This window comes from Stenotrophomonas sp. STEN063 (assembly GCF_056854515.1).
Genome location: NZ_JBXFWF010000070.1, coordinates 1 through 25,688, shown reverse-complemented (window position 1 = coordinate 25,688; position 25,688 = coordinate 1). Strand labels below are relative to the sequence as shown.

At 63.7% G+C, this 25,688-nt stretch carries 24 protein-coding genes and 1 pseudogene; 16 read left to right on the top strand and 9 right to left on the bottom strand.

Going from position 1 to position 25,688, the window contains the following annotated elements; translation table 11 throughout:
* Positions 1 to 170: 170 nt before the first annotated feature.
* Positions 171 to 770: a ribosome biogenesis factor YjgA gene (gene yjgA, locus AC1VWL_RS16320; RefSeq protein WP_481534048.1), complete on the bottom strand. Its 600-nt coding sequence runs from the start codon at positions 768 to 770 to the stop codon at positions 171 to 173.
* Positions 771 to 905: 135 nt separating this feature from the next.
* Here yjgA and pmbA point away from each other — a divergent pair, with 135 nt between their 5' ends.
* Together pmbA and AC1VWL_RS16310 are read left to right on the top strand one after the other, a co-directional pair.
* Positions 906 to 2,273 (top strand): metalloprotease PmbA, encoded by a 1,368-nt coding sequence (gene pmbA, locus AC1VWL_RS16315; RefSeq protein ID WP_481534049.1) that lies wholly within the window; start codon positions 906 to 908, stop codon positions 2,271 to 2,273.
* Positions 2,274 to 2,377: 104 nt separating this feature from the next.
* On the top strand, positions 2,378 to 2,749 hold the full coding sequence (locus AC1VWL_RS16310) for a DUF4870 domain-containing protein (protein ID WP_296246007.1): 372 nt from the start codon (positions 2,378 to 2,380) through the stop codon (positions 2,747 to 2,749).
* Positions 2,750 to 2,923: 174 nt separating this feature from the next.
* Here the strand turns inward: AC1VWL_RS16310 and AC1VWL_RS16305 are convergent, their stop codons facing one another.
* From AC1VWL_RS16305 to AC1VWL_RS16285, 5 genes are all read right to left on the bottom strand, one after another.
* Complete coding sequence (locus AC1VWL_RS16305; RefSeq protein ID WP_482987374.1) at positions 2,924 to 3,802, bottom strand: polyprenyl synthetase family protein; 879 nt, start codon at positions 3,800 to 3,802, stop codon at positions 2,924 to 2,926.
* Positions 3,792 to 4,052 carry an exodeoxyribonuclease VII small subunit gene (locus AC1VWL_RS16300; protein WP_282269773.1) on the bottom strand — a complete coding sequence of 87 codons (261 nt, stop codon included), beginning with the start codon at positions 4,050 to 4,052 and terminating at the stop codon, positions 3,792 to 3,794. Before AC1VWL_RS16300 ends, AC1VWL_RS16305 begins: the two co-directional genes overlap by 11 nt.
* Before the next feature lie 31 nt (positions 4,053 to 4,083).
* Positions 4,084 to 5,382, bottom strand: coding sequence for a tRNA lysidine(34) synthetase TilS (tilS, locus tag AC1VWL_RS16295; RefSeq protein WP_482987373.1), 1,299 nt, complete (start codon positions 5,380 to 5,382; stop codon positions 4,084 to 4,086).
* 172 nt (positions 5,383 to 5,554) lie between these two features.
* A complete protein-coding gene (locus AC1VWL_RS16290; protein ID WP_482987372.1) occupies positions 5,555 to 6,040 on the bottom strand; it encodes a WG repeat-containing protein in 486 nt (161 codons plus the stop codon).
* A 38-nt stretch (positions 6,041 to 6,078) separates the two neighbouring features.
* Positions 6,079 to 7,779 (bottom strand): alkaline phosphatase, encoded by a 1,701-nt coding sequence (locus tag AC1VWL_RS16285; protein WP_482987371.1) that lies wholly within the window; start codon positions 7,777 to 7,779, stop codon positions 6,079 to 6,081.
* A gap of 151 nt (positions 7,780 to 7,930) precedes the next feature.
* Here AC1VWL_RS16285 and AC1VWL_RS16280 point away from each other — a divergent pair, with 151 nt between their 5' ends.
* The 7 genes from AC1VWL_RS16280 (at position 7,931) to AC1VWL_RS16250 (ending at position 15,393) form a co-directional block, all read left to right on the top strand.
* A complete protein-coding gene (locus AC1VWL_RS16280) occupies positions 7,931 to 9,262 on the top strand; it encodes a dicarboxylate/amino acid:cation symporter (protein WP_481534054.1) in 1,332 nt (443 codons plus the stop codon).
* Positions 9,263 to 9,751: 489 nt separating this feature from the next.
* A complete protein-coding gene (locus AC1VWL_RS16275) occupies positions 9,752 to 10,285 on the top strand; it encodes a hypothetical protein (protein ID WP_481534055.1) in 534 nt (177 codons plus the stop codon).
* A 98-nt stretch (positions 10,286 to 10,383) separates the two neighbouring features.
* Positions 10,384 to 10,923 carry a hypothetical protein gene (locus AC1VWL_RS16270; RefSeq protein WP_482987370.1) on the top strand — a complete coding sequence of 180 codons (540 nt, stop codon included), beginning with the start codon at positions 10,384 to 10,386 and terminating at the stop codon, positions 10,921 to 10,923.
* Between the two features lie 47 nt (positions 10,924 to 10,970).
* Positions 10,971 to 12,392, top strand: a complete 1,422-nt coding sequence (locus AC1VWL_RS16265; RefSeq protein ID WP_482987369.1) for an adhesin — start codon at positions 10,971 to 10,973, stop codon at positions 12,390 to 12,392.
* A 143-nt stretch (positions 12,393 to 12,535) separates the two neighbouring features.
* Entirely contained in the window at positions 12,536 to 13,237 is a 702-nt protein-coding gene (locus AC1VWL_RS16260) for a C39 family peptidase (RefSeq protein WP_481534058.1), read from the top strand.
* A 12-nt stretch (positions 13,238 to 13,249) separates the two neighbouring features.
* On the top strand, positions 13,250 to 14,017 hold the full coding sequence (locus AC1VWL_RS16255) for a hypothetical protein (RefSeq protein WP_481534059.1): 768 nt from the start codon (positions 13,250 to 13,252) through the stop codon (positions 14,015 to 14,017).
* Between the two features lie 50 nt (positions 14,018 to 14,067).
* Positions 14,068 to 15,393, top strand: a complete 1,326-nt coding sequence (locus tag AC1VWL_RS16250) for a transporter (protein ID WP_482987368.1) — start codon at positions 14,068 to 14,070, stop codon at positions 15,391 to 15,393.
* 50 nt (positions 15,394 to 15,443) lie between these two features.
* Here AC1VWL_RS16250 and AC1VWL_RS16245 read toward each other — a convergent pair whose 3' ends face one another.
* The 3 genes and pseudogenes from AC1VWL_RS16245 to AC1VWL_RS16235 form a co-directional block, all read right to left on the bottom strand.
* Positions 15,444 to 16,775 carry a sigma-54 interaction domain-containing protein gene (locus AC1VWL_RS16245; RefSeq protein WP_481534061.1) on the bottom strand — a complete coding sequence of 444 codons (1,332 nt, stop codon included), beginning with the start codon at positions 16,773 to 16,775 and terminating at the stop codon, positions 15,444 to 15,446.
* A gap of 197 nt (positions 16,776 to 16,972) precedes the next feature.
* Entirely contained in the window at positions 16,973 to 17,716 is a 744-nt protein-coding gene (locus AC1VWL_RS16240; RefSeq protein WP_482987367.1) for a C40 family peptidase, read from the bottom strand.
* A 106-nt stretch (positions 17,717 to 17,822) separates the two neighbouring features.
* A pseudogene (locus AC1VWL_RS16235) lies at positions 17,823 to 18,420 on the bottom strand (C40 family peptidase).
* 46 nt (positions 18,421 to 18,466) lie between these two features.
* Here AC1VWL_RS16235 and AC1VWL_RS16230 point away from each other — a divergent pair.
* The 7 genes from AC1VWL_RS16230 (at position 18,467) to AC1VWL_RS16200 (ending at position 25,376) form a co-directional block, all read left to right on the top strand.
* Positions 18,467 to 18,946: an FKBP-type peptidyl-prolyl cis-trans isomerase gene (locus tag AC1VWL_RS16230; protein ID WP_282271251.1), complete on the top strand. Its 480-nt coding sequence runs from the start codon at positions 18,467 to 18,469 to the stop codon at positions 18,944 to 18,946.
* Positions 18,947 to 19,302: 356 nt separating this feature from the next.
* Entirely contained in the window at positions 19,303 to 20,499 is a 1,197-nt protein-coding gene (locus tag AC1VWL_RS16225; RefSeq protein ID WP_482987366.1) for a DUF418 domain-containing protein, read from the top strand.
* Positions 20,500 to 20,525: 26 nt separating this feature from the next.
* Complete coding sequence (locus tag AC1VWL_RS16220) at positions 20,526 to 21,776, top strand: NAD(P)/FAD-dependent oxidoreductase (protein WP_482987365.1); 1,251 nt, start codon at positions 20,526 to 20,528, stop codon at positions 21,774 to 21,776.
* Positions 21,773 to 23,125 carry a glutathione-disulfide reductase gene (gene gorA, locus AC1VWL_RS16215; protein WP_482987364.1) on the top strand — a complete coding sequence of 451 codons (1,353 nt, stop codon included), beginning with the start codon at positions 21,773 to 21,775 and terminating at the stop codon, positions 23,123 to 23,125. Before AC1VWL_RS16220 ends, gorA begins: the two co-directional genes overlap by 4 nt.
* A 297-nt stretch (positions 23,126 to 23,422) precedes the next feature.
* A complete protein-coding gene (locus AC1VWL_RS16210; protein ID WP_481615714.1) occupies positions 23,423 to 24,349 on the top strand; it encodes a DMT family transporter in 927 nt (308 codons plus the stop codon).
* Positions 24,271 to 24,690, top strand: coding sequence for an MGMT family protein (locus AC1VWL_RS16205; RefSeq protein WP_481615713.1), 420 nt, complete (start codon positions 24,271 to 24,273; stop codon positions 24,688 to 24,690). Before AC1VWL_RS16210 ends, AC1VWL_RS16205 begins: the two co-directional genes overlap by 79 nt.
* Before the next feature lie 41 nt (positions 24,691 to 24,731).
* Positions 24,732 to 25,376 carry a rhomboid family intramembrane serine protease gene (locus AC1VWL_RS16200; protein ID WP_282272667.1) on the top strand — a complete coding sequence of 215 codons (645 nt, stop codon included), beginning with the start codon at positions 24,732 to 24,734 and terminating at the stop codon, positions 25,374 to 25,376.
* The last annotated feature ends 312 nt before the right edge of the window (positions 25,377 to 25,688 follow it).

Here is a 25,688-nt window from a genome sequence, read left to right as displayed (position 1 = left end):
GCCAGTGGTCTCTGCCTTCGTCCGTCACGCAATCCCCCCAGCTCCCGCCGCGCTTGCCGCCGCCGTGGGGGTTGTCGCCCATCGCCCGCGCCCCCGGCTTTGGCGGGGGGCGGATGAGGGGAAGCTTTTCGCTGCAGAACCAAACCAGCAGCAAGGCCCCTCAATCCAGATCAATCCTGCTCGTCGTCGCCTTCCACATCATCAGCAGCATCGTCATCATCGCCACCCACTTCCGCTGCCGCGCTCAACACCGGCACCAGCATCAGCTCGCGCAATACCTGGTAGATCTCGCGGTAGGCGCGCGGCGGCTTGTTCTTGGCCTTCTCGGCCAGCGCATTGCGCACCAGCGTGCGCAGGGCTTGGCGGTCAGCCTCCGGATGCTCGTCCAGCAGCTCGCCCAGGGCGACATCACCCTCGGCCAGCAGCCGCTCACGCCAGCGCTCCATGCGGTGCATGATCGCCACTTCGCGGCGCGAAGTCTCGCTGTTGGCGTCCAGTGCATTGCGGATCGCATCCAGCGTCTCGTCTTCCTCGCGGCGCATCTGCTTGGCCAGGAAGGCCAGCTGGCGCTTGCGCGCGCCGTGCGAGGTGATGCGCTTGGAGTACTCGATGTGTTCCAGCAGGCCTTCCGGGATCGGCAGGCGCGCCAGCTGCGCCGGGGTCAGCTCCACCAGGGTTTCGCCCAGCGCCAGCACTTCCAGCGCTTCGCGCCGGTTCTGGCTACGGCTTTCGCCCAAAAATTCACCGGTTTCTTGATCGCGTCCGCGCATCGCACTGCTACCTACTAAACTTCATGACAGGAAAGCCTGGCACTCGCCGGGCTCCACGAAAAATCCACGTCACGCCGCCGCCAGTCATGCAAGACCGGGCAGATGTGAAGGGATTTGGCCACCAAGGATAAAGCATTGAACGCCATTAGCACCGATAAGCCTGCCGCCGACGACAGCCTGCAGCGCCTGGAACGCCTGACCGGCATCTCCCAGCGCCTGCTGGAACGGGCCCGCGCCATGGGCGCCAGCCAGGCCGAGGTCAGCTGCAGCGAGGACCGTGGGCTGGACGTGAACGTGCGCCTGGGCGAGGTGGAGACGGTGGAAGCCACCCACGACCGTGGCATTGCGGTGACCGTGTACTTCGGCCAGCGCAAGGGCAGCGCCAGCACCGCCGACCTGCAGGAAGCCAGCCTGGAGGCCACCGTGGCCCAGGCTTGCGCCATCGCCCGCCATACCGAGGACGATCCGGCCTCCGGCCTGGCCGATCCTGCGCTGATGGCCACCGAATTCCCGGACCTGGACAGCTGGCACCCCTGGGAGCTCACCGCCGAGCAGGCGCTGGACCTGGCGCTGGCCTGTGAGTCGGCTGGCCGCGACAGCGACAGCCGCATCAGCAACTCCGATGGCGCATCGGCCTCCACCGCGCAGAGCGTGTCGGTGTACGCCAACTCGCACGGTTTCATCGGCCGTGACCGCAGCAGCCACCATTCCATCGGTTGCGCGCTGATCGCCGGCCAGGGTGACGGCATGCAGCGCGATGGCTGGTACACCAGTGCCATCGCCCGCGAAGATCTCGATGATCCGGCGGCGGTGGGCCTGCGCGCGGCCGAGCGAACCGTCGCCCGGCTGCAGCCACGCTCACTGCCGACCGGCGAGGTGCAGGTGCTGTTCGCAGCCGAAATGGCGCGCTCCCTGATCGGCCATCTGCTCAGTGCCGTATCGGGTGGCGCCCTGTATCGCCGTGCCAGCTTCCTGCTCGACAGTGTGGACACCCAGCTGTTCCCGGACTGGTTCGCCATCGATGAGTTGCCACTGCTGCGTCGCGGCCTGCGCTCCAGTTCCTACGACGGCGAAGGCGTAGCCACCCGCAACTCGGCCTTGATCACCGACGGCGTTCTGCAGCGTTACATCCTGGGCAGTTACTCGGCGCGCAAGCTGGGCCTGCAGACCACGGCCAATGCCGGTGGCGTGCATAACCTGAAAGTGAAGGCCAATGCAGGCGACCGTGCATCCATGCTGTCGGGTATGGGCACGGGTCTGCTGGTGACCGAATTGATGGGGCAGGGCGTGAATGGCATCACCGGTGATTACTCACGCGGTGCCGGTGGCTTCTGGGTGGAGAACGGACAGATCGCTTACCCGGTGGACGGCATCACCATCGCCGGCAACCTCAAGCAGATGTTTGCCGGCATCGAGGCGGTGGGCACCGATGTGGACCCGCGCTCGCATGTTTCCACCGGCTCAATACTGGTCGGCAAGATGACCGTGGCAGGTAATGATTGACGCAGTCTTGCCAAACAGCGGACTATTCTCATGTGGAAGTAGATGTACTTCCTATAGCTACCTACCTTCATGGATAAGCCCTTTACAAGGATCTTGGGGAAACAATGAGCGATTACCAGACCACTCCGCCGCCGGCACCGACCAGCGCCGGCGCTTCCGATGACAACAGCATTGCAATGCTGGTGCACCTGTCGGGCATCTTTTTCAGCTTCATCGTGCCGTTGATCGTTTGGCTGGTGAACAAGGACAAGCCGGAAAAGGCCTTCTTGAACGCCAACTCCAAGGAAGCGCTGAATTTCCAGCTGACGCTGCTGGGCGCTTACTTCATCAGCGGCATCCTGATGGTCGTGCTGATCGGCTTCCTGACCTATGCCGTGGCATGGATCGGTGGCCTGGTGTTCGCAATTCTTGCTGGCCTGGCTGCCAACAAGGGCGAGACCTACCGCTACCCGCTGACCATTCGCCTGATCAAGTAATCAGCGCGTTGGTTGTCAAACAAAAAGCCCGGGATTCCCGGGCTTTTTGCTGTCTGCCGTGTTTTCGCTCCCTCCCTTCCGCGCAGCGAAGGGGGAGGGTTGGGGAGGGGTTGGCTTGTGCTGTTGGCTCTTGAGCTTCGCGGCTTACGCAGCTCCTACAAACGCTGCGGTGAATCAATGCGAGCGACGCACCGTCAGCTCGGCCAATGCCGACAACGCCGCCGCACGCTGACCGAACGGTACCAATGCTGCCTGCATTGCCGTTGCCAGCTCGGCCAGGGTGGCCTTGGCACCGTCCATGCCCAGCAATGAGGGGAAGGTCGACTTGTCCTGCGCCTGGTCCTTGCCGGCGGTCTTGCCCAGCTGCTCGGAGCTGGCCTCGACATCGAGGATGTCGTCGCGGATCTGGAAAGCCAGGCCCAGCGTGTCGGCGAAGCTGTCCAGCTGTGCAAGCTGGGCATCGCTGGCTTCACCACACAGTGCGCCCATGCGCACCGCGGCGCGGATCAGTGCACCGGTCTTCATCGCATGCATGCGCTTGAGGTCATCCAGTGCCTGCTGCTGACCGGTGGCGTCGATGTCCAGCGCCTGGCCGCCACACATGCCGGCAGCGCCGGAGGCACCGGCCAATGTCTTCATGCAGTTCAGTGCCAATGCCGGTGGCATCCAGGCGTCGGCGAGAATCTCAAAGGCGCGGGTCTGCAAGGCATCACCGGCAAGGATCGCGGTGGCCTCGTCAAAGGCGATATGGGTGGTCGGGCGGCCGCGGCGCAGGGCGTCATCGTCCATTGCGGGCAGGTCGTCATGCACCAGCGAATAGGCGTGGATGAACTCGACCGCGATCGCAGCGGCGTCCAGGCGCGCTTCGTCGGCGCCGAACAGATAGCCGGTGGCGTAGACCAGCATCGGCCGCATGCGCTTGCCACCGCCAAGCGCCGCATAGCGCATGGCCTGGTGCAGGCGTTGTGGTGCAAGCTCCGGGTCGGGCAGGGCGTCCTGCAGCTGTTCTTCGGTGCGTTCCAGCCAGCGGGTGAGCAGGGCGTCAGTCTTCATTGCCACTGCTTTCAAAGGGTTCGGATTTCTCCGGCTGGGCCGGGTCGGTCACCAGGCGTACGCGTAGTTCGGCCTGTTCCAGCGCCTGTTGGCACTGGCGATAGAGACCTACGCCACGTTCGTATGCGGTCAGCGACTGGTCCAGACTCAGGTCGCCAGCTTCCATCTTCTCTACCAGCTGCTCCAGTTCTTCGAGCGATTGCTCGAAGTGGGCGACCGGCGAGGTTTCATTGGGGGACTTCTTTGCCATGACGCAAGTGTGAGCGGCCAGCGGGAAAGGGTCAATTCACCGGATCTGGCGGCAGCCATTGCAGTGAGGCGCCACGCGCCTGCAACCACGCCTGCAGCGGGGCTGAGATGACCCGATCCGCCGCCGCCAGAACCTTGCCGTCGGCGCAGAGCAGTGGCATCTGCGCGCGCAACCAAGGGGGCACGCCCACCTGTTGCAGGCAATGCTTGAGTTGATGGCTGTGGCTGCGGCCCGGTAGCTGGATACGCTCGCCGCCGTGGCGTTGACGCAACTGCAGCGGTTCATCGAAGGCCTTGGCGCCGTGCAACAGCAGTTTGCCGCCGTCGGGGAGATCCACGGGTTGGGCGCCGTCCCAGTGACGCGTCCAGCCCTCGGGCCAGGGCTTGATCACGGCGGTTGCATGCAGCTGGTCACGCCAGCGCACGATGCGGGCCTGCTGCCATCGGAACTCGGCCTGCTGGTCATGGCCAGCGGCCAGCAGCTGTTGCTGGATTGCCTGTACGCCCTTGGCCGGCAGTGCTGGCAGGCCCTGTTGCTTCGCCCACAAGCGCAGTACGCGGGATTGCTGTGATGTAGCGAGTTGCTCGAGTTCGCTCAGCAGCAGTGCGTTCTCCGTGCTCAGACAGCGTTGCAGCAGGCCTGCATCATCCTCATGCAACAGCGCCGCTGCCTGTGCCGCAAGTTCGGCGCTGCGTGCCATCGCTGCAGCTGCATGTGGCCAGCGCTGGCGCAGCAGCGGTAGCACCTGCAAACGCAGGAAATTGCGGTCGAAGTCCACGCTGCCGTTGCTGGGGTCCTCGATCCACTGCAGCTGATGCTGGCTGGCATAGGTTTCCAGCGCGTCGCGCGCCACCTGCAGCAGTGGCCGCCACAAGGTATTGGTTCCGAAACTGCGTTCTGCCTGCATCGCGGCCAGACCGTCGACACCGGCGCCGCGCAGTGCGCGCAGCAGGAAGGTTTCTGCCTGATCGTCCTGATGGTGGGCCAGGGCCAGCCATTCGCCTTCGCGTAGATGGGCCTTGAAGGCCGCGTGGCGGGCATCGCGGGCGGCTGCTTCCAGGCCTTGGCCGGCATCACGCGGAACATCGACATGCACTACCTGCAGTGGGATATCCCACTCTGCACAGAGGGTGGTGCAATGCTGCTGCCAGTCATCGGCAGCCTTTTGCAGCCCGTGGTGCACATGCAGTGCGCGCAGGCTGCCGGGCTGGCGTCCCGGGGCGTTGGCGAGCAGATGCAGCAGCACGGTGGAGTCCAGGCCGCCGCTGAAGCCGACCATCACCGGGATGTCGGTCGCGGACTGCAGCAGTGAAGGAGAAAGCGGGTTCATGGCCGCGCCGAGTATCGGCGGCGGCGGCGATGGCTGCAATTGTTGCTGCCGAAGTTGTAGGAGCGGCGTCAGCCGCGAAGCAGATAAACCTTCAGATTGCAGATGGGCTGGCGATTCCATTGTTGCCAGCTTCGCGGCTGACGCTGCTCCTACAAAGTCGTGCAGCCCCGGGTCAGGGCAGGGCTTTGCCTTGGCGATCGATGCGGTAGTGCTTGCCGCCCTCGATGGCGGTGTGGCCGCCGGGGTCGGGCTTGCCCGGTGCGCAACCCTGGCAGACCTCGGCGATGCCGTCCTTGAACGGCCAGCCCCAGTCGAAGCGGGCGGCAAAGGCTGGTTGCAGTTGGCGGTCGTAGTAGCCGATCTGGCCATCGACCATGGAACGGGTCAGGCCTTCCTCGAAGTAATCCGGGCCGTTGTCGTAGGTGATCACCGGCAGGTGGCGTCCGTCGCGACGCAGGTAGTAGTGCTGTTTGCCGGCAATGACCGTGGTCAGTCCATCAGCATCGTACTCAAGCTGCGCCAGCGCCGTTTCGGCGACGATCAGCCTGCCATCGCCGGTCCGCTTGCAGCCTTCCAGAATCTTGAACGCATCGGTGTCCATCCGGTAGCAGGCCTCGTCGGCCAGCGCGATCGCTGGCAGCCAGACCAGTGACAGCATTGCTGCCACTGGCCATCCGGCACGTTGCCGGAGCAGGCTCACTGCGCCTTGCGCTCGAACTTGGCCGGCTGCGGCAGCTCGACCGGCACGCCGTGCGCGTCGCAGGTACCCAGGGCACACAGGCGCTCACGCAGCCGCGGGGTGGACTGCACGATCAGGTGGTAGATGGTGTTCTGTTCCATCGTGCCACGCACGGCCTTGCTGCCCGGGCCACGCGCCCAGATGCCGACATCTTCACCGCCGTGCGATTCGCTCTTGGACGGCACCAGCGCTTCCTGCATGTAGTCCGGATGCTCGGTGTCGACATGGGTCAGGTCGGGGCGGCCGTTGGCGGTCTCGAAGCTGCTCGGCGAATGCGGGAAGCGCTTCGGGCCGGCCGGCTGCTGGTTGCTGGCACCGCTATAGCCCGGGCCATTGGCATAGCTCAGGGTGGTGTAGGGCATGCCCATGCCGTCGCGGGCCAGGTCCAGTGTGCCCATGCCGTCTTCGCCGCCCTTGTCCTTGACCTTGCCGAGGATGGCGTTGCCGCGTGCCGGGTAACCGACGAAGTTCAGCGTATGCGAGTGGTCGGCGGTGACGATGATCAAGGTGTCTTCGGCCGAGGTGGCGTCCACCGCAGCCTTGACCGCATCCGACATGGCGATGGTGTCGCCCAGTGCTCGCGCTGCGTTGCCGCTGTGGTTGGCGTGGTCGATGCGGGCGCCTTCGACCATCAGCACGAAACCTTCCTGGTGCTTGGACAGGTTGGCGATGGCGGCGCGGGTCAGTTCGGCCAGCGACGGTTCACCGGCGCGGTCCTTGGGGCGGTCCTGCTCGTACTGCATGTGGTCCGGCTCGAACAGGCCGAGCAGGGCCGGTGCGTTGGCGGCCGCCTTGAGCTGGTCGGCGTTCCAGACGTAGGCACCCTGCGGGTGCTTGGCCTGCCATTCGGCGACCAGGTTGCGGCCGTCCAGGCGCAGGCCGACTTTGTCGGCGTATTCCGGGTCCTGCTCGTTGATGGTGGTGAACTGACCACGACCGCCGCCCAGCGCAACCAGCGGGCCCTGGCCGTAGCGCGAGGTGGAGATCAGCTGCTGGGCGATGTCCACACAGCCGGCAGCCTTGGCCGCTTCCGGCAGGTCGGTGTCGTTTTCCCAGTTGCGCTCGGGCGAGTGCGCGTAGGTTGCCGCCGGGGTGGCGTGGGTCAGGCGTGCGGTCGAGACGATGCCGGTGGCCATGCCGGCGCTGTCGGCCAGCTGCAGCCAGGTCAGCAGGCCCTTGGGCAGGCTGTCGGCGCAGTTGTTGCGGCTACCAGCGCTGACGCCGATGGCGCCCATGTGGCTCTTCACGCCGGTGGTGATGGCGGTCATGGTGCCGGCCGAATCGGGAGTCTGCGAGTCGGTGTTATAGGTCTTGCTGAACGCAGTGGCCGGGAAGCGTTCCCAGGACAGCAGGTTCTCTTCACCTGGCTGGCCCTTGCGCTGGCCTTCGAGGATGCGCGCGGCGGCCACGGTGGTCAGGCTCATGCCGTCGCCCAGGAACAGGATCACGTTCTTGGCCTTGCCGGCCATGGCGCCATTACCGGCGGCGCGGGCGGCGCCGTCGCGGTACCACCACTGCGGGGTTTCCCCGTCCGGGCGGGTGATCTGGGGGACGTCAACGCTGACTGCGTTGGCCGGGCCGGACTGCGGGCCGGTGCTGGCGCAGGCGCCGAGCAGCAGGGTGGACAGGGCGGCGGACAGGAAACTGGCTTTGTGCATCGTGGTTGTTACCGCTGGATGAAGACAGACCGCCATTATGGTCAAGCGTGGAAGGCATGCATATGACACGCAGCTTTTCTGTGTGGGCATCGTTCTGGCGCAGGCCTTGCGCTATCGTGACAACCTTCGATTTTTATCCCGGATTGACGATATGAATGTGGTTTCTGCCTGGCTGCGGATCCCCTTCTGGCAGCGGGTGGTCGGCGGCTTCGTGCTGGGCGCGCTGGCTGGCTGGGCACTGGGACCGGCGGCTGAGACCTTCTTCGGTCCGCTGGGTGAGCTCTACGTCACCCTGATCAAGATGATTGCGGTGCCGCTGGTGTTCTTCGCGGTGATCAACGCCATCGGTTCGCTGCATGGGCAGAAGTCGGTTGCCGCGCTGAGTGGCCGCACCTTCCTGTGGTTCGTGATCACCGCCGCATTCGCGGTGGGCATCGGCCTGCTGGTCGGCACGGTGATGCAGCCGGGCACCGGTGGCCTGAAGCTGGCGGTGGACACGGCCTACACCCCGCGTGACGTGCCTTCGATCGCCAAGGTGCTGATGGATGTGGTGCCGTCCAATGTGTTCTACGCACTGGCTGGCATCGGTACCAAGGCCAATGCGGCTGGCGAACAGGTGCTGGCGGCCGGGCGCGGCTCGATCCTGCCGGTGATCTTCTTCGCCGGTCTGCTTGGCTTTGCGATGGTCAAGCTGGGCGAGAAGGTCAACGAAGCGCGCAAGCTGGTCGGGCAGATGAGCGAGATCATGATCCAGGTGACCCGCTTCGTGCTTGAGATGACGCCGCTGGGTACCTTCGGCCTTATCGCCGGGCTGGTTGGTAGCTATGGCTTCGAGAAGCTGCTGCCGTTGGGCAACTTCGTGCTGGCACTGTACGTGGCCTGTGCGTTGCACATCGTCATCGTCTACAGCGGCTTGTTGCTTGCGCATGGCTTGAATCCGTGGAAGTTCTTCCGTGGTGCGGCGCCAGGCATGCAGGTGGCGTTCGTGGCTTCGTCGAGTTTCGCGGCGATGCCGGTGGCGATGCGTTCCATCAGCGACAACCTCGGCGTCAACAAGGATTACGCATCGTTCGCGGTGCCGCTGGGTGCCAGCATCAAGATGGACGGCTGCGGTGCGATCTACCCGGCCTTGTGTGCGGTGTTCATTGCCCAATACACCGGCGTGCCACTGACCCCGGAGCAATACGTGATCGTGCTGATCGCATCGGTGCTGGGCAGCTTCGGCACGGCCGGCGTACCGGGCACGGCGGTGGTGATGGCGACGGTGGTGCTGAGCGCGGCCAACCTGCCGCTGGAAGCGATCGGTTACCTGTACGCCATCGACCGCATTCTCGACATGATGCGTACCATGACCAACGTCACCGGGCAGATGGTGGTGCCGGTGATCGTGGCCAAGGAGACCGGGCTGCTCGATCAGCAGGTGTACGACGCTGCGGGTACGCCGGCGATGGGTGCTGGTGCGAGTGGGCGCCATCCGGACTAGCGGGTTTGCAATCGCAGCGTCAGGAATGGATCGGCATCGCCGCGATACCGTTCACCTGAGTACTTGAGTCACCCAGAATCCGATGCCAGTCCCTTGGCATCGGATTTTTTTTGGGAGCGGCGAAAGCCGCGAAACCCGGACTTCATCGGGTGCCAGAGATGCGGGTAGCCCGGCGCCGCCGGCTTCGCGGCTTACGCTGCTCCTACATGCAGCGCAGGGCCGTTGCCGGCCTATATCCGACGGTTGTTGTTTGTAGCAGGTGTAACAACTGTCTGTAACAGCACTGATACAGCTGCGTGAAAGCCAGGCAGCGCATGCCTTTCGCGGTTCCATCAGGGCTTCCATGCGCTGACTTTGATATCAGCATGGCTGTGACATGGATACACCCATGGGGGCTGGGTTGTATCAACAAGTTGTTGTTTTTAATTGAAATTTTTGCTTGGCACGGATGCTGCTCTATCACTCGCGTTGGTACGAGTGGACGACGCAATGGACAGCTGGACCCTACATCGTTATGCCGCCCTGATCGGTTTGCTGCTGGTCAGTACTGCCGCTAGTGAGGCCGCCATGGCTTCCGGTGCACGTCAGGGCGTAAAGGCACAGCCGGGCGAGATCGTGTTGCTGCGCGATGTATCGACGCGGCCGGCCTACCGCATGGCACCGCCAGGCATGGCCTTGATTGCCGATCCCTCGCCACGCAAGGAGCTGGGCTCCGCGCTCGGGGCTGGTGGCATGAGCGAGCTCAGCGATGATGACTATGCGGCAATGGGTTCGGGCATGGCTGGTAGTCAGCTGGCCGGGCATGGCCAGACCACGGTCGAGCGGGTAACCACCGGCATGGTAGGTGGCACCTTGGGACGCGTTGTCGGCGATGACGGTATGTTGTCCGGAGGCCAGTTGTCACGCGCCATCGGTGGCCCGATGGGCGCCGTGGGTGGTGCGACACGTGGGATTGGCGACCAGGTACGTGGCGCCTTGGCGCAGTTCCCGCTGGGCCAGCCGGCCGGGCCGGGTGGCAAGTGAACGCTTCCTTCGCCCCCATTCCCGCTGCCCTGCTTGTAGTTGCGCTTGCCCTTGCGGGCAGTGCACAAGCGCAATCGGGTACTGACAGCTACAGCGGCATGCTGTCCTATCTTTCCACCGACACGCGGGTTGACGGTGGGGCCTTGGCCGGTGCCAATGGCTCGATCAAGGTCAACCAGGCGGCGGGTGATCTCAACCTGCAGGCCAACCTGCACAGCATGGCCAATGGTGGACACGCGTCGGCCAGTGTTCGCAGCCTGCAGCAACGTCAGTCCAACCTTTTCAATTCGCCGATGCAGGCCACCGCCACCATCGGCGGCAATGCGCTGGCAGGCGCTGGCGGCATCGCATCAATCAATCAGGCCAGTGGCGGCGGCAACGCGGAGTTGAACTCCGTCACCGCGACACTGGCCGCACAGGGCATACGCGAGGCAAGTGATGAGGCCATGGCTTCATCCGAAGTGCTCGCGTCGGCAGGGGGGCAGTCCACCGTTAGCGACCCCCGCGCAACCCGCCGGGTTGGCGTGGAGGCATCCGCATTGCGCGGATTTGACGGCGTACTGCAACTCAATCAGATCGCGGGATCAGGCAACGCAACGGAGAACAGATTCAGCATCTCCGTGCAGGGCACCCCGTGAGCACAGTTCCATCCACCCGATGCATCAGAAAATCTGAAGAGGGCACCATGAAAGCGATCAAATGGAATGTACTCGCCATGGCGGTTTCCGCGCTGACCCTCAGCGCGGCAGCCAATGCGGCGGATGACCAGAACGCGACCGCGAACATCAATCACCAGCATGCTGTGACTGAGACGCGGACGAATACCAACACCAACACCAACATCAACACCAATGTCGATACCGACATTGATCTGAAGTTGGATGCCGCAGCCCGCCTGCGCTACAACGATACGCGCAACAACACGGACACACGGACCAACACCGAGACGACCAGCACCTGGTCCAGCGATGTAACCGAGAACGTGCAGAAGACCTCCAACATCTCTGCCGACGAGCGCAAGGAAAAGAACAACCATGGCGTGGATGTGAACCTTGAGAAGGACATGCGTCTGAGCTCGGACGTCAACTTCTCCGGCGACCCGACCATTACCGGCAACATCGATCTGGACTCGGCCGCGATTGCCATCATCGACAACCGCCAGTCGATCTCCAACAACCATGCCGAGAACGGCCTGCTGAACAACGATGCATCGATTGCCGATGATGTTGGTTCCGATGCTTCGGGCAACCTGGGCTTCAACGTCGCCGCTGGTGACAACAATACCCAGGACAATGCGGCTGCACTGTCGGCAGCGGATGCATCCTTCAGCTTCGGCATGGCGGATGCGGAAGTGTTCGTGAACCAGAGTGGCATGAACAACACCACGATGAACTACGGTGTGACCAATAGCGCAGGCGTGGGCGGCAATGCCTTCTCCGGGGCCAGTGGCAATATCGGTGTGAACGTGACCTCGGGCAACAACAACGAGCAGAAGAACGCTCTGGCTGCCTCGGTCGCCACCAGTGCCTATGCCACCTCGAGCATCAGCTCGAACCAGGTGTCCTCGGGCAATGAAGTCAGCAACGATGGCTATTACGACTACCTCGTGAACAGCTATTCGATCAGCATGAGTGGCAAGGTCACCGGCACCACCAAGGGCACCGGCACCGGCACTTATACCGGCACCGGCAATTCCTACCAGAAGAGCAACTTCTACGTAGACAACTGGTCGGGCGATACGCATCCGGCCGGCGACCAGACCGGTCACTCGGATTGGGATAACCAGACCCAGGGTGCTGTTGCAAACCCGTACAAGCCGGGCGTTGGTGGCATGGCATGGGATACCGACGAGAAGGGCACCTCGAGCTTCTCCGAGATGGGCACCGCCGATCTCACTGCCAGCTTGAGCGGCAAGGTGATCGACATCGATTGGATCGCGGTTGATGCGACCAACACGGCCAGCCTCTCGGGCAGCGCGTTCTCCGGCGCGTCCGGCAACATCGGTGTCAATGTCTCCTCCGGCACCGGCAACCTGCAGGCCAACAGCCTCGCGCTGGCGGTGGCACAGCCGTCAACCGGTGGTGGTGGTACCGGTAACGAGCCGTAACCGGATGCGTCATCCCCGTGGATGACGCACTGGCTCAGCGTAACAAGCCCGGCCATCCGCCAATGGCCGGGTTCCGGGAGCCCCCATTCCACTCCCCCGGGAGGGGGGCTCCCACCTTCCGGCGCTCTGGAGGTACCACGCCCATGTTTGGTCGATCGCTGCTGTTGGCTTGTGCGTTGAGTGTGTCGCCGGGCCTGCTGCACGCAGGCGAGGTGGCATTCAGCAGTGTGTTGCCCAATGGTGCGTTGTACAGCGGCAAGATCGAAAGCATGAAGGAACGGCGCTTCCGCAACCTGGTGCGGCAGCAGACCGACTACAGCTGCGGTGCCGCGGCGCTGGCGACTATCCTCAAGCATGCATACCACCTCAACACCGACGAGGCGACGGTGATCGAGGGCATGATGGGAGTTGCCGACCCGGAGTTGGTGAAGCAACGTGGATTTTCGTTGCTGGATATCAAGCGTTACGTGGAATCCCTGGGTATGCGCGGTCGCGGCTACCGGATTGACGAGGAGCGGCTGATGAACCTGCGCGTCCCCAGCCTGGTGCTGATGGATGTACGTGGCTTCCGCCACTTCGTCGTGCTCAAGCAGATACGCGATGGCATGGCCGAGGTCGCTGACCCGATCCTTGGCAACCGCGTGGTGCCGTTGCCGGAGTTTCTTGAAGCCTGGCCATCGCGCGCGGTGTTCGTGGTCATAGGCAGTGACTTCGATCGCAATACGGTGCTGCTGCAACCCAGTGAGAGGCCCAGTGCGCGCGCGCTGTATGCACGCCAGGGGGCCAGCCCCATTACCGATGCGGAGCTGGTCGACTTTGGCTTCAGCCATGCCGACCTGTTCTGAAGGAGTGTTGTGATGAACGCAACCAAGTTCGCCCTGCTGGCTTTAGCGCTGACGCTCGCGCTGCCAGCAGTTGGCGCGGAAACACCACAAAAGCCAGGCAAGGGCCTGCACGAGATTCCGGATCCGGAACTCAATCTGATGCGTGGCCGCTATACCGTGGGTGGCAACGCGGTGGCATGGTTCGGGGTGACCATGGTCTCTACCTGGCAAACCACGACGGGCCAGAGCCTGCAGGGCGCGATGACGCTGGGCATGGACTTCAGCAAAGGTGGCAACGTGCCGAAGGTGACGTTCACACCGATCGTCAGCATCACCGATGCCAATGCGCCCTTGCCGGATTCCAGCGGACGCAGCATCGATGGTAGTGGTTTGAACAACGTGGCCGGTGTCAGCCAGAGCGTGCAGATCGCCGGCGACGGCAATCGGGCCAGCAATGTCATGCATCTGAATGTACGCAACGACGGCGTCGTGCCCGGCGTCAGTGGATCGATAGCAGGCAATGCAACGGCACAGTCGGGTGACGCAAGCGCGGTGGCCAGCTTCGACGGCAATGCTGCGCGCCTGCAGCTGACCATCCAGGGGCAGGGCGCTGTGCAACAGTGGCTACGCAGTGGCAGCGTTGGCCAGAGTGTCCAGCTGACCAGCGATGGTCAGTTGGTCAGCAACCGGCTGCAGATTGATCTGGTAAGGGAGTCGATGGCGGGGAACCTGCCGTTGGCCCAGAACGTGGCACAGGCCATCACGCTCAATCGGGGGATTGGCGGGATAGGCGGGCAGTGAGCACGGGAAGGCCCGTGTTTTTGGCGAGTCCAACGTAGAGGAACGACACAATGAAACGACTGGCGATGGCGGCGCTGGTGAGTCTGACTGTTGCTTCACCACGGGTGATGGCGCAGGAGGCGACAACCGGCAACAAGGATGCAGAGGATGTAAGGGCACTGGTGGCGCAGCTGGAAGCACTCAAGGCCAGCTATGCCCAGGAGGTGCGGCGTCTGCGGGAATTGGATATGCAGGTGCAGGCAATTCAGGCGCGGGTCAGTGGCAAGACCGCCCAGGTGTTGCCGACACCGCAGTTGCCCGCGGGTGAGGCCGCAGCTGCTTCCACCGCAGCGACAGCCCCGCCCGCAACTGCGGCCCCGGCCGGCGAGGGCTATGCAAGCAGCGCGGCTGAAGCACAGCAGGCCAAGGAAGCGGCACGGCGCAGTGTTGATGACGTGAAGCAACAACAATCGGCGCTGTTCAATCAAAAGCTGACGCTGGAAAACAGCATCACCTATGCACGCTATGACCGCAAACAGCTGACCCTCAACGGCTTCCTGGCGTTGGACGCGATCTTTCTCGGCAACATCGCCATCGAAAACGTCGAGTCCGATTCGCTCACCTACAACTTTGCCGCACGCTGGGGCCTCAATCCCCGCCTGACCTTGAACCTGGATGTGCCGTACATCGCCCGCAAGACGATTTACCAGAAGGGCGGTGCAGGTGGTTCAGCGGCGGCCATCGCGCAGGAGGAAACCCATGGCACCGGGATTGGCGATGTCACCGTCAGTGCCAATTACAAGCTGTTTGGTGAACGCGGCTGGCGCCCGGAGACCGTCCTGACCGGCGGTATCACCGCGCCGACGGGGCGCGAGCCCTATGGCCTGGATTGGAAGGTGATCGAGCGCGACGACGATGACTTCATCCGTTTCGCGGTGCCTTCCAAGCAGCCGACCGGCAACGGTCTATGGCAGGCGAACATCGGCCTGTCGGCGGTGAAGAGTGCGGACCCGGCGATCCTGTTCGGCAACATCGGTTATGTGCGCTCGTTCAAGCGCAGCTTCGACGACATCGATGCCAATCCGGATACGGTCAATCCTGGTGAGGTGACGCTGGGTGATTCGTATTACTTCGGCGCAGGCGTGGCGTTTGCATTCAACGAGCGCACCAGTTTGAGCATTTCCTTCAGCGACCGCATGAGTGCACGTGCCAGCACGCGTTACAAGAACGGCAAGTGGATGAAGGTGATCGGCAGTGATGGCAACGCGGGGACGCTCAATCTGGGCGTGACCTATGCGCTGACATCCAAGGCCACTTTTGTGAGCATGCTGGGAATTGGCCTTACCCCGGATGCGCCGGATTTCACCCTGGCGTTCAAGCTGCCTTACATGCTGTGAGGATGATCGCGGGATGAGCTCTGGTGGAGGCGGGCGCTGCGTGCAGTCGATCAACGCAGCGCTTCCAGCTCCAGGTGATGCTTGCGGCACATGCGGTAGATGGTGACCCGTGAGACTTTCATCAGTCGCGCGCAGGCGCTGATGTTGTATTGGCTTTGTTGCAGGCAGGACAGCAGGGTTTCGCGTTCGGCCCGGCTCCGCGCCTGGCTGAGTTGGGCGTCGTTGGCAGCCTGGTTGAGCTCCAGATCCGCGCAGCTGATCAACTCGCCTTCGGCGGTGATGGCCGCACGTTGTACCCGGTTGAGCAGTTCGCGGACATTGCCGGGCCACGGGAAGCGGTCCATTGCCTGGCGTGCTTCAGTGGTGTAACCGCGGGCGCGGGTGGGGTGGCGGGTGCGGAAGTTGCGCAGGAACTGGCGCGAAAGCAGTTCAATGTCGCCATCGCGTTTGCGCAGTGGCGGCATCGACAGGCGCAGCACGTTCAGGCGGTAATAAAGATCGCGACGGAAGCGGCCTTCTTCCACCGCACGTTCCAGATCCACGTGGGTGGCGGCGAGGATGCGTACATCCACCGGGATGGGCTGATTGCTGCCAACCCGCTCGATGGTGCCTTCCTGCAATACCCGCAACAGACTGGTCTGCGCATCCAGCGGCAGGTCGCCGACTTCATCCAGGAACACGCTGCCGGTGTGTGCGGTTTCAAATAGGCCTTGGCGACGGCCGGTGGCACCGGTGAAGGCTCCACGCTCATGGCCGAACAATTCCGACTGGACAAGGGTGGAAGGAATGGCACCGCAGTTGATGGCCTGGAAGGGCTTGCCGTTGCGCGCCGACAGGCGGTGCAGCGCATGGGCGGCGACCTCCTTGCCGGTGCCGGTCTCTCCGGTGATCAGGACCGGCAGGTCCACCGGCGCGTACTTGCGCAGGGTGGCGCGCATGACCAGCATCACCTCGCTCTCGCCGAGCAGGGTATCCAGCACGTCTTCACTGGCTGCACGTGGCACTTCATTGCTCAGGCCCTGCAGCCCGCGCAATAGTTCCTTCAGATCCGGTGGATGCGGGAACTGTTGGCGGCAGGCGGCAAGCAAGGGATGCAGGGGCGATTGCCCAATGCCATCGCTGGCCGGGGTGATGGCAAACAACGGCATATGGTGATGCTCGGCGGTGAGCTTGCCGATGCGCTCCAGCTCACTTTCCGAGCTGGTGCGGAAATCGATCAGGCCAACCACCGTGTCGCCGCCACGCATGCCAATGTCGGCGGGCTGTTGGGGAAGTACCGTTCGCACCTGCCAGCCATCCGCAGCCAGCATTACTTTCTCTCTTGCCCCCGGATTTCCAAACCAGATCACACAACGTGTACTTGACACAGATGTTGCGGCCATGCCTGGTCACTCCTCCATTCGGCGTCACCATATACCTGTGATTCACGCATGCGCAATCGTATTTGGCACTTTGTTGCAGGCGGCAGGAGCGTTGTTCGCATTAACTTTTGTGGAGGACAAGTGATGTCGAAAGGACGGCCAATAAAAAAGCCGCAACCCGAAGGTTGCGGCTTGGCAGGTAGCTGCCAGCAGGGCGCTTACAGCGCCATGCGGCGTGCCTGCATGAACTTGTCACCCCAGTAACCGGTGAGCAGGGTGTCGGTGCGGACGTCCTTGCCGGTGCTCGGGGCATGCAGGAAGCGGCCTTCGCCGACATAGATGCCGACGTGGTCTACGCGGCCCTTGCGGCCGAAGAACACCAGATCACCAGCGGCCAACGCGGCGCGGTCATTGATCAGTTCGGCATTGGCCTGGCTGGCCATCTCGCGCGATACGCGCGGCAGCTCGACACCCAGGGCGGTACGGAACACGTAACCGACCAGGCCGCTGCAATCAAAGCCTGCGTCCGGCGAGGTGCCGCCCCAGCGGTACGGGGTGCCCAGCAGGGTCATGGCGCGGCGCAGGATGGACTGCACCTTGCCGTCGGAGTCGTTGGCCAATGCTGCCTCGGTGGCAGCGGAGACACCCTTGGAGGCGTCGTAGGCGGAGATAAGGCGGCTGAGATCGCCGGCAAACATCGCTGAGCGGTCCATCAGCGGAATGGTGTCGCTGGCGGCCAGATGCGGCAGCAGCGCGGCCAGTGTGGCGGTGGCAGCGCTGTCAGCCCTGCTGCGCGGTGCTTCGGTCTTGGCCGCAGCCGGCTTGGCTGCCGGGGCGGTATCGGCGCTCTGGGCGAGGGCGGGCAGGCTGGCCAGAGCCAGTGCCGCGGCGCAGATCAGGCGGCGGAGGGTGAGCGGAACAATCTTGGGCTGGCTCGGATGGGACGTGTTGTCAGTCGTCACGCGGCAGTCACTGGAAAAAGTCGATGGGCGATCATGCCTTGTGAAACGTGTGGATAGGTACAAATTTCGTTAAATAATTGTTATTTTTCGCGAGGAATGTCTCGTTTTACCGTAATACCCGCTTCGCACCGGTGTAATGATCGCGCCAGTAAGCCCCATCCAGGTGGTCCAGGCGGACGGTTCCGCCAGTGCTGGGAGCGTGTACGAAGCGGCCTTCACCTACATAAATGCCGACGTGGAAGACGTTGCCTTTGTTCCCAAAGAACACGAGATCGCCGGCGCTCAGGCGATCGGGAGCGATCTTTGGCCCCTGGATGGCGGCCAGCTCGCGCGAGGTGCGTGGCAGGTTCAAGGCCAGCATGTCCCGGTAGACATAGGTGACCAAGCCGCTGCAGTCGAAGCCGGACTCCGGGGTATTGCCGCCGTAGCGGTACGGCGTTCCAACCAGGCCCAGGGCGCGCATCAGCACCGAGGCGGCTGCGGCGGGGTCGGCGGGGGCGACCGGCGAGTAGTTGCGGGCCGGATTGGGTGCCGAGGCCCGTTTCGGGGGGCTATGCTCGCAGGCGGTCAGCAGCGCGACGGTCAGGAGTGTGGCCGGCAGGCGCCACGAGCGGAAGCGGAGAACTGGCGTGATGTGCATGGAGCCCGGATAATGCGCCACCTTAGAAGGCCGTCATCATGGCGGCGTCCCCGGCGGCCGACAAGCCGTCCCAACGTCTGCCAGCGGGCAGCCATTTATCAGAGTTGCGCATGAAGATCGAAAAAGACCGCGTCGTCCGTTTCCACTACACCGTCTCCGAAGTCGGCCAGGAGCCGATCGAGAGCTCCAAGGACCGTGATCCGTTGGCCATCCTGATCGGCCACGGCAACATCATCCCGGGCCTGGAAGCGGCGATGATGGACAAGGAAGCCGGCGAAAGCTTCGGCGTCGACGTGACGTCGGCCGATGCTTACGGCGAGCGCCGCGAGGGCATGACCCAGCGCGTGCCGAAGAAGCACTTCGGCAAGACCCCGCTGATCCCGGGCACCCAGGTGATCCTGCAGACCAACTTCGGCCCGCGCGCTGTCACCGTCGAGAAGGTCGGCATGACCGTGGTCGACGTCGACCTGAACCACCCGATGGCCGGCAAGGACCTGCATTTCGACGTGGAAATCGTCGAAGTGCGTGAAGCCAGCGAAGAAGAAGTGCAGCACGGCCACGTGCACGGCGACGGCGGTCACCAGCACTAAGCGTTTGCCGCAAGGCAATGCAGCATCGGAACGGCCCGCGAAAGCGGGCCGTTCTGCGTTGTGGGGCCATCCCATGTAGTGCCGAGCCATGCTCGGCAGAGGCTTTACCGGTAGAACTTCTACCGAGTATGGCTCAACTCCCTCCCTTTCGCGCAGCGAAGGGGAGGGTTGGGGAGGGGTAGGCCCCGGGCTGGCTGATGCAGTCACCGCTCCGCGGATTCCACATTGCTCGCCGTACCTGTAGTGCCGAATCATGCTCGGCAAGCACTTTGCAGTGGAGCCCCTGCCGAGCATGGCTCGGCACTACCTTGGCTTGCGTGCTCTAATCGCGCACCTTTTGCTGAAGGACGTCGCCGTTGTCTACTTCTGTTTTCCAGCCTGTTGCGGGCAATGAGCGCATCGCTACTTTGGATGTGCTGCGCGGCTTTGCCCTGTTCGGCATCCTGCTGATGAACATGGAGGCCTTCAGCGGGCCGATGGACATGTCCTTTACCGGCATCGATCCGCACTGGCAGGGCTGGGACTACTGGGCCGATGCTTTTGTCTACGTCTTCGTGCAGGGCAAATTCTTTACCCTGTTCTCGCTGCTGTTCGGCGCCGGCTTCGCGGTGATGGCGCAGCGGGCTGCCATGGCGGGGCGTGACTTCACCCGTTTCTATCTGCGCCGCAGCCTGGGTCTGCTGGTCATCGGCGTGCTGCATGGACTGCTGCTGTGGTCCGGTGACATCCTGGTCGCCTACGCGCTGCTGTCTTTCGTATTGCTGGCCTTCCGTGAGGCGCCGCGCAGCTGGTTGCCCGCGCTGGGGACGATGGCGTATCTGGGCGCGGCTGTGCTGATGTTGATGCTGGGCGCCTTGATGCAGCTTGTGCCGGCCGATGCTGCCAGTGCGCAGGCAGCTGCCGCGGCAAAGGCAATCGAGGCGCAGCGCCAGGCGTACGGGCATGGCAGCTACCTGCAGGCGGTCGCGCAACGTCTGCGTGACGTCTTCGCTTCCCTGGGGGCGTTGCTGGTTGTCGGTCCGCAGGTGCTGGGTATGTTCCTGATCGGCGCATGGTTCGCGCGCAGTGGCGCCATTGCCGAGCCGGGCCGCTATCCGCGGTTGTGGGCAGGCTTGCGCTGGTTGCTGCTGCCTATCGGTTTGGCGGTGATGCTGCTGAGTACCTGGGTGCTGCCGTACAACGCCCCGGGGCAATTCAACATGCGCAGCGCGGGCGCCTACGCGCTGACGGCAGTCGCCGGTTTGATGATGTGTCTGGGCTACCTCGCATGGGGTGTGCGCTGGAGTCGCCATCTGCGATGGTTGGCGCCCGCCGGGCGCATGGCCTTGAGCAATTACCTGGGGCAGTCGCTGGTCTGCACCCTGGTGTTCTACGGCTATGGGCTGGGCTGGTTTGAACAGGTTGGGCGTGCCTCACAGCTGCTGTTTGCGGTTGTTCTGTTCGCCATGCAGGTACTGCTCAGCCAGCTATGGCTGCGGCGTTTCCAGTACGGTCCGGTGGAGTGGCTGTGGCGGGCGTTTACATACTTGCAATTGCCACCACTGCGGCGCTGAGGCATTCGCGGCAATAAAATGACCGGGTGAACTGTCCCGAAGACGATGTACTTGTTGTTGGTGCCGGTGCCACCGGTCTGGCCACCGCGTTGGCGCTTTCCGAAGCGGGACGGCAGGTGCGGGTGATTGACGCTGGCAAACTTGGCGGCGCGACCTCGCACGGCAACTGCGGCACCATCACCCCCAGTCATGCACCGCCGCTGGCGGCGCCGGGTGTGCCGATGCGTGCGCTGCGTTGGATGCTGTCGCCGCAGGCGCCGTTGTATATCCCACCGCGACCTGATCCAGCGCTGTGGCGCTGGCTGTTCAAGTTCGCCGCTCGTTGCAATCGACAGGACTGGCTGCACAGCGCGCAGGGGCGCGCTGCATTGCTGAACGATTCGCGGCAGCGTCTGGCCGATTGGGTGCAGCGCTACCAGCTGGATTGCGAGTTCGCCGAGAAGGGTTTGGATTATGTGTTCCGCCAGCAACACAATTTCGACACGCATGCGACCGAATGCGGTGCTTTGGCAGACCTTGGCATCGCTACCGAGATCCTCGATGGCAGCGATTACGTTCGTGCTGAGCCCGCCTTCAAGGACGGTGTGATCGGTGCGATCCGTTTCCCGGGTGACGCCAGTCTGCGCCCTGATCGCTATACCGCCGAGCTGGGACGGGTATTGCGTGCGCGCGGTGTGCTGGTTGAAGAGTACTGCGCGGTGCAATCCTTCGAGCCGCACCGGCAGGGCGTACGCGTGCAGACCAATCGAGGTGCCCGTGATACCGGTGAACTGGTGCTTGCGACCGGTGCGTGGTCACCACGGCTGGCCGTCAGGTTGGGGCTACGCGCCCCGATCCAGGCAGGCAAGGGCTATTCCATCACCGGCAGCTGCCCGGTGCAGGTGCCGAGTCGGCCGGTGGTGCTGAAGGATCGATCGGTGTTCGTCATTGCCTGGGCTGAGCAGATGCGGCTGGGCGGCACGATGGAGTTTTCCGGGCAGGACCGGCGTTTGAATGGGACCCGTCTGCAGGCGCTGGAGCAGGCAGCGCGACAGTATCTGCGCCAGCCGATCGGCGAGGTCATCCATGAGCGCTGGTATGGCTGGCGGCCGATGACCTGGGATGACATGCCGATATTGGGGCGCTCACCCTTGCACGCTCACGTCTGGCTAGCGGCGGGTCATGGCATGCTCGGCATCAGTATGAGCAGTGGGAGCGGACAACTGATGGCTGATTTGATCACCGGGCAAGCGCCTGCAATCGATCCTGCGCCGTATCGCGTGGAGCGTTTCCAGTGAGCGCGCGCAATTACGATGTGGTGGTACTGGGGGGCGGCTCGGGCGGCTTGGCTGCCGCATTCCGCGCAGCATCCTACGGCGCCAAGGTGGCGATGCTGGAGCCTGCGCCGTTGGGGGGCACCTGCGTCAATGTGGGCTGCGTGCCGAAGAAGGCGATGTGGCTGGCTGCGGACCTGGCCGAGCGCATTGGACTGGCACGGAAGATCGGTTTCGATGTGCCTGCCGAACCGGCGCTGACGTGGTCAACCCTGTTGGAGCGACGCCAGCAGTACATCGCCAATATCCACGCCAGCTACCAGAAGCGGTTGGATGAAACCGGCGTGGTGCGGGTCAGCAATCGTGGACATCTGATCGATGCGCACACGGTTCAGTGCGAGGACGGCACCCAGTTCCGCGCCGAGCACATCGTCATCGCTACCGGCGCGCATCCGCTCAAGCCGGAGTTGCCGGGGGCAGCGTTGGGTGGTGTGTCGGATGATTTTTTTGCGCTGCGGGCGCGGCCGAACCGCGTTGCCTTGGTAGGCGGTGGTTATATCGCGGTGGAGCTTGCTGGCGTGCTACGAGCGTTGGGTAGCGAGGTTGCCTTGCTGGTACGCGGACAGCGCCTGCTGGACAAGTTTGACGCGGAAGTGTCGGACCAGCTGGCGGAGAACCTGCGCCTGCAGGGCGTGGAGCTGCACTTCGGCTGCAAGGTGGAGGCGCTGCAGCGGCAGCAGCAACAGATCCGCGCGCAGCTGCACAACGGCCCCGAGCAGGCTGTGTTCGACACCGTGCTGTTTGCGACCGGGCGCGGACCGAATACCCGAGGACTTGGTCTGGAGCAGGCAGGCGTGAAGCTGGGCGAGAAGGGCCAGGTCGAGGTGGATGACTACCAGAACACCTCGGTGCCTGGCATCTATGCGGTCGGCGACGTTACTGGCCGGGTGACCCTGACGCCGGTGGCGATTGCAGCCGCGCGCAGGCTGATGGATCGCGTGCTGGGCGGGCATCCGGAGGCCAGGCTCGATTACGAGAATGTTCCCAGTGTTGTGTTCGCGCATCCGCCGCTGGGCAGTGTCGGCCTGAGCGAGGAAGAGGCGAGCAGGCGCTTTGGCAAGGTGAGCACGTATTACAGCCGCTTCCGGCCGATGCTGCAGGCGCTGGGGCAGGGTGAAGTGCGCAGTCTGTTCAAGATGGTTTGCGCTGGCGAGGACGAGAAGGTGGTTGGCATCCATCTGCTGGGCGAGGGCGCCGACGAAATCCTGCAGGGATTTGCGGTGGCGGTGAAGGCTGGCGTGACACGCAGGCAGATGGAGGAGACGGTGGCGATCCATCCGACTTCGGCTGAGGAAGTTGTTCTGATGCGCTGAGGGGGCAGCAACAGCAATAGCAACAGCAACAGTGCAAAGGCACCCCTCCTCAATCCTCCCCTGCGCTGCGCGCAAGGGAGGAGGCGGATCCTGCAGTCGCCGACAATGCGTTTGCTCCCTCCCTTTGCCGCAGGCAAGGGGAGGGTTGGGGAGGGGTGTAGTTGATCTTGCTCCTTCTCCGGTAAACGCCTTGGTCCTACCCGCCAGCCCGTACAAATCCCTTAGCGCCCATAATGGAAAGCCATCTCCCCCGTATGCCGTAACAGCGTGACTGCTCCAAACCAGCGCGAGGCCACCATGGCCACGCCAACACTGCCCACCAGTTCGCGTCGGCTGTTGATCAGCGGCCTGTTGCTGGCCGCCACCGGTGCGATCGCCGCGTCCGGCAAGGCGGTGATCGTCAAGCTCGCCTACCGGCATGGCGCCGATGCCACCGCCTTGCTTGCGCTGCGGATGATGATCGCGTTTCCGTTCTTCATCGCCATGGGCGTGTGGGCGGCACGGCGCGCGCAGCCGCTGTCGGTCGGTGATCGTTGGCGGGTGCTGCTGCTCGGCTTCAGTGGTTATTACCTGTCGAGCTATCTGGATTTCCTTGGCCTGCAATACATCAGCGCCACGCTGGAACGGCTGATCCTGTATCTCAGCCCCACGTTGGTGGTGTTGATTGCATTGGTGGTGCTCAAGCAACGGCCCACCCGCATCCAGGTAGCGGCCTTGCTGGTCAGCTACCTCGGCGTATTGCTGGCTTTCGGCCATGACATCCAGCTCGAAGGCCGGCGTACCTTGATCGGCTCGGCCCTGGTGTTCGCCAGTGCGCTCAGTTATGCGGTGTATCTGTTCGGCAGTGGTCAGGCGGTGGCGCGGATTGGCGCGGTGCGCCTGACTGCCTACGCCAGCATGGTGGCCTGCGTGCTGTGCATCGGCCAATACCTGTTGTTCCAGCCCTGGGCAGCGCTGTGGGAGTACGCGCCGCCGGTGTACTGGCTGTCACTGCTCAACGGCACGGTCTGTACTGTCTTGCCGGTGCTGGCGATCATGATCGGGGTCAAGCGGATTGGCTCTTCGCTAGCGGCGCAGGTGAGTATGCTGGGGCCAGTTTCCACGATTGTGCTCAGCGTATGGCTGCTCGACGAACCGATGGGTATTTGGCAAAGCGCCGGGACGGTGCTGGTGCTGCTGGGCGTGCTGCTGGTGGGCAGCGGCGTGGCGAAGAAGAAGCGATGAGCCCGGAGGCCAGTGCCGCCGCCGGGCATGCACGCATCCTTGAGGCGATTCGTGCCATTCCGCGTGGGCAGGTGCTGGGCTATGGCGAAGTGGCGGCCAAGGCCGGGCTGCCCGGAAGGGCAAGGCTGGTAGCGCGACTGCTGGGCAGCAATGAGGACCCGGAGCTGCCCTGGCATCGGGTGCTGCGCTCGGACGGTCGCATCGCAATGCCGGAGGGCTCGCGCGGTTGGCGCGAACAGAGCCAGCGGCTGCGGGCCGAGGGCGTGGCGGTGGAGAACGGCAGGGTGAAGCGGCCCAAACCGCCGCGCAGCCTGGACGAGGCGATCTGGGGCCCGGGCTAGCCGCTGCGGCTATGATGTAGCCAGTTTCCCCGGATGCCACCATGTTCCCGCGCCTACCCAAGATCACCCAGACATTGCTGATCGCCAACGTCGTCCTGTTCCTGCTGCAGCAGCTTCCGCAGACGGCGGGCATCTTCACCCAGCTGATGCTGTGGCCGCTGGGTTCACAGCAGGTCTTCAGCGATTCACCGGGATTCGAACCGTGGCAGCTGCTGAGCTATGGGTTCCTGCATGGCAGCTTCGGCCATCTGTTCTTCAACATGCTGGCGCTTTTCATGTTTGGTGCGCCGTTGGAGGCGACCTGGGGCGAGAAGCGCTTCCTGACCTATTACATGGTGTGCGTGGTCGGCGCTGGCCTGTGCCAGTTGCTGGTGGCTGCGTTTGCCGGGGAGTACAACCCGGTGCTGGGTGCCTCTGGCGGTGTGTTCGGCCTGTTGCTGGCCTACGGCATGTTGTTCCCGAACCAACGGGTGGTGCTGTTGTTCCCGCCGATCCCGATGAAGGCACGTACTTTCGTGATCGTGTTTGGTGCGATTGAGCTGCTGCTGGGCTTCACCGGTTGGCAGCCCGGGGTGGCCCACTTCGCCCACTTGGGCGGCATGCTGTTTGGCTGGTTGCTGATCCGCTACTGGCGTGGGCAGCCACCGTTCAACAAGCGTGGCCCGCACCTGCGTCGCGTCAAATAACAAGCAACTGTAGTGCCGAGCCATGCTCGGCAGGGGCTCTACGAATAGAGCCGAAAGATGTGGTTCCGAGCCATGCTCGGCAGAGACTTTACCCGCGCAAGGCAGCCCTCACCCCAACCCCTCTCCCGCAAGCGGGAGAGAGGCTCAAGTGGTAGTGCCGAGCCATGCTCGGCAGAGACTTTACCCGCGCAAGGCAGCCCTCACCCCAACCCCTCTCCCGCAAGCGGGAGAGAGGCTCAAGCGGTAGTGGGGGGCGCCGCGCCCGCCGGCGGCGCACCCAACACCGCCACACCACACCCCCCCGCGCCACAC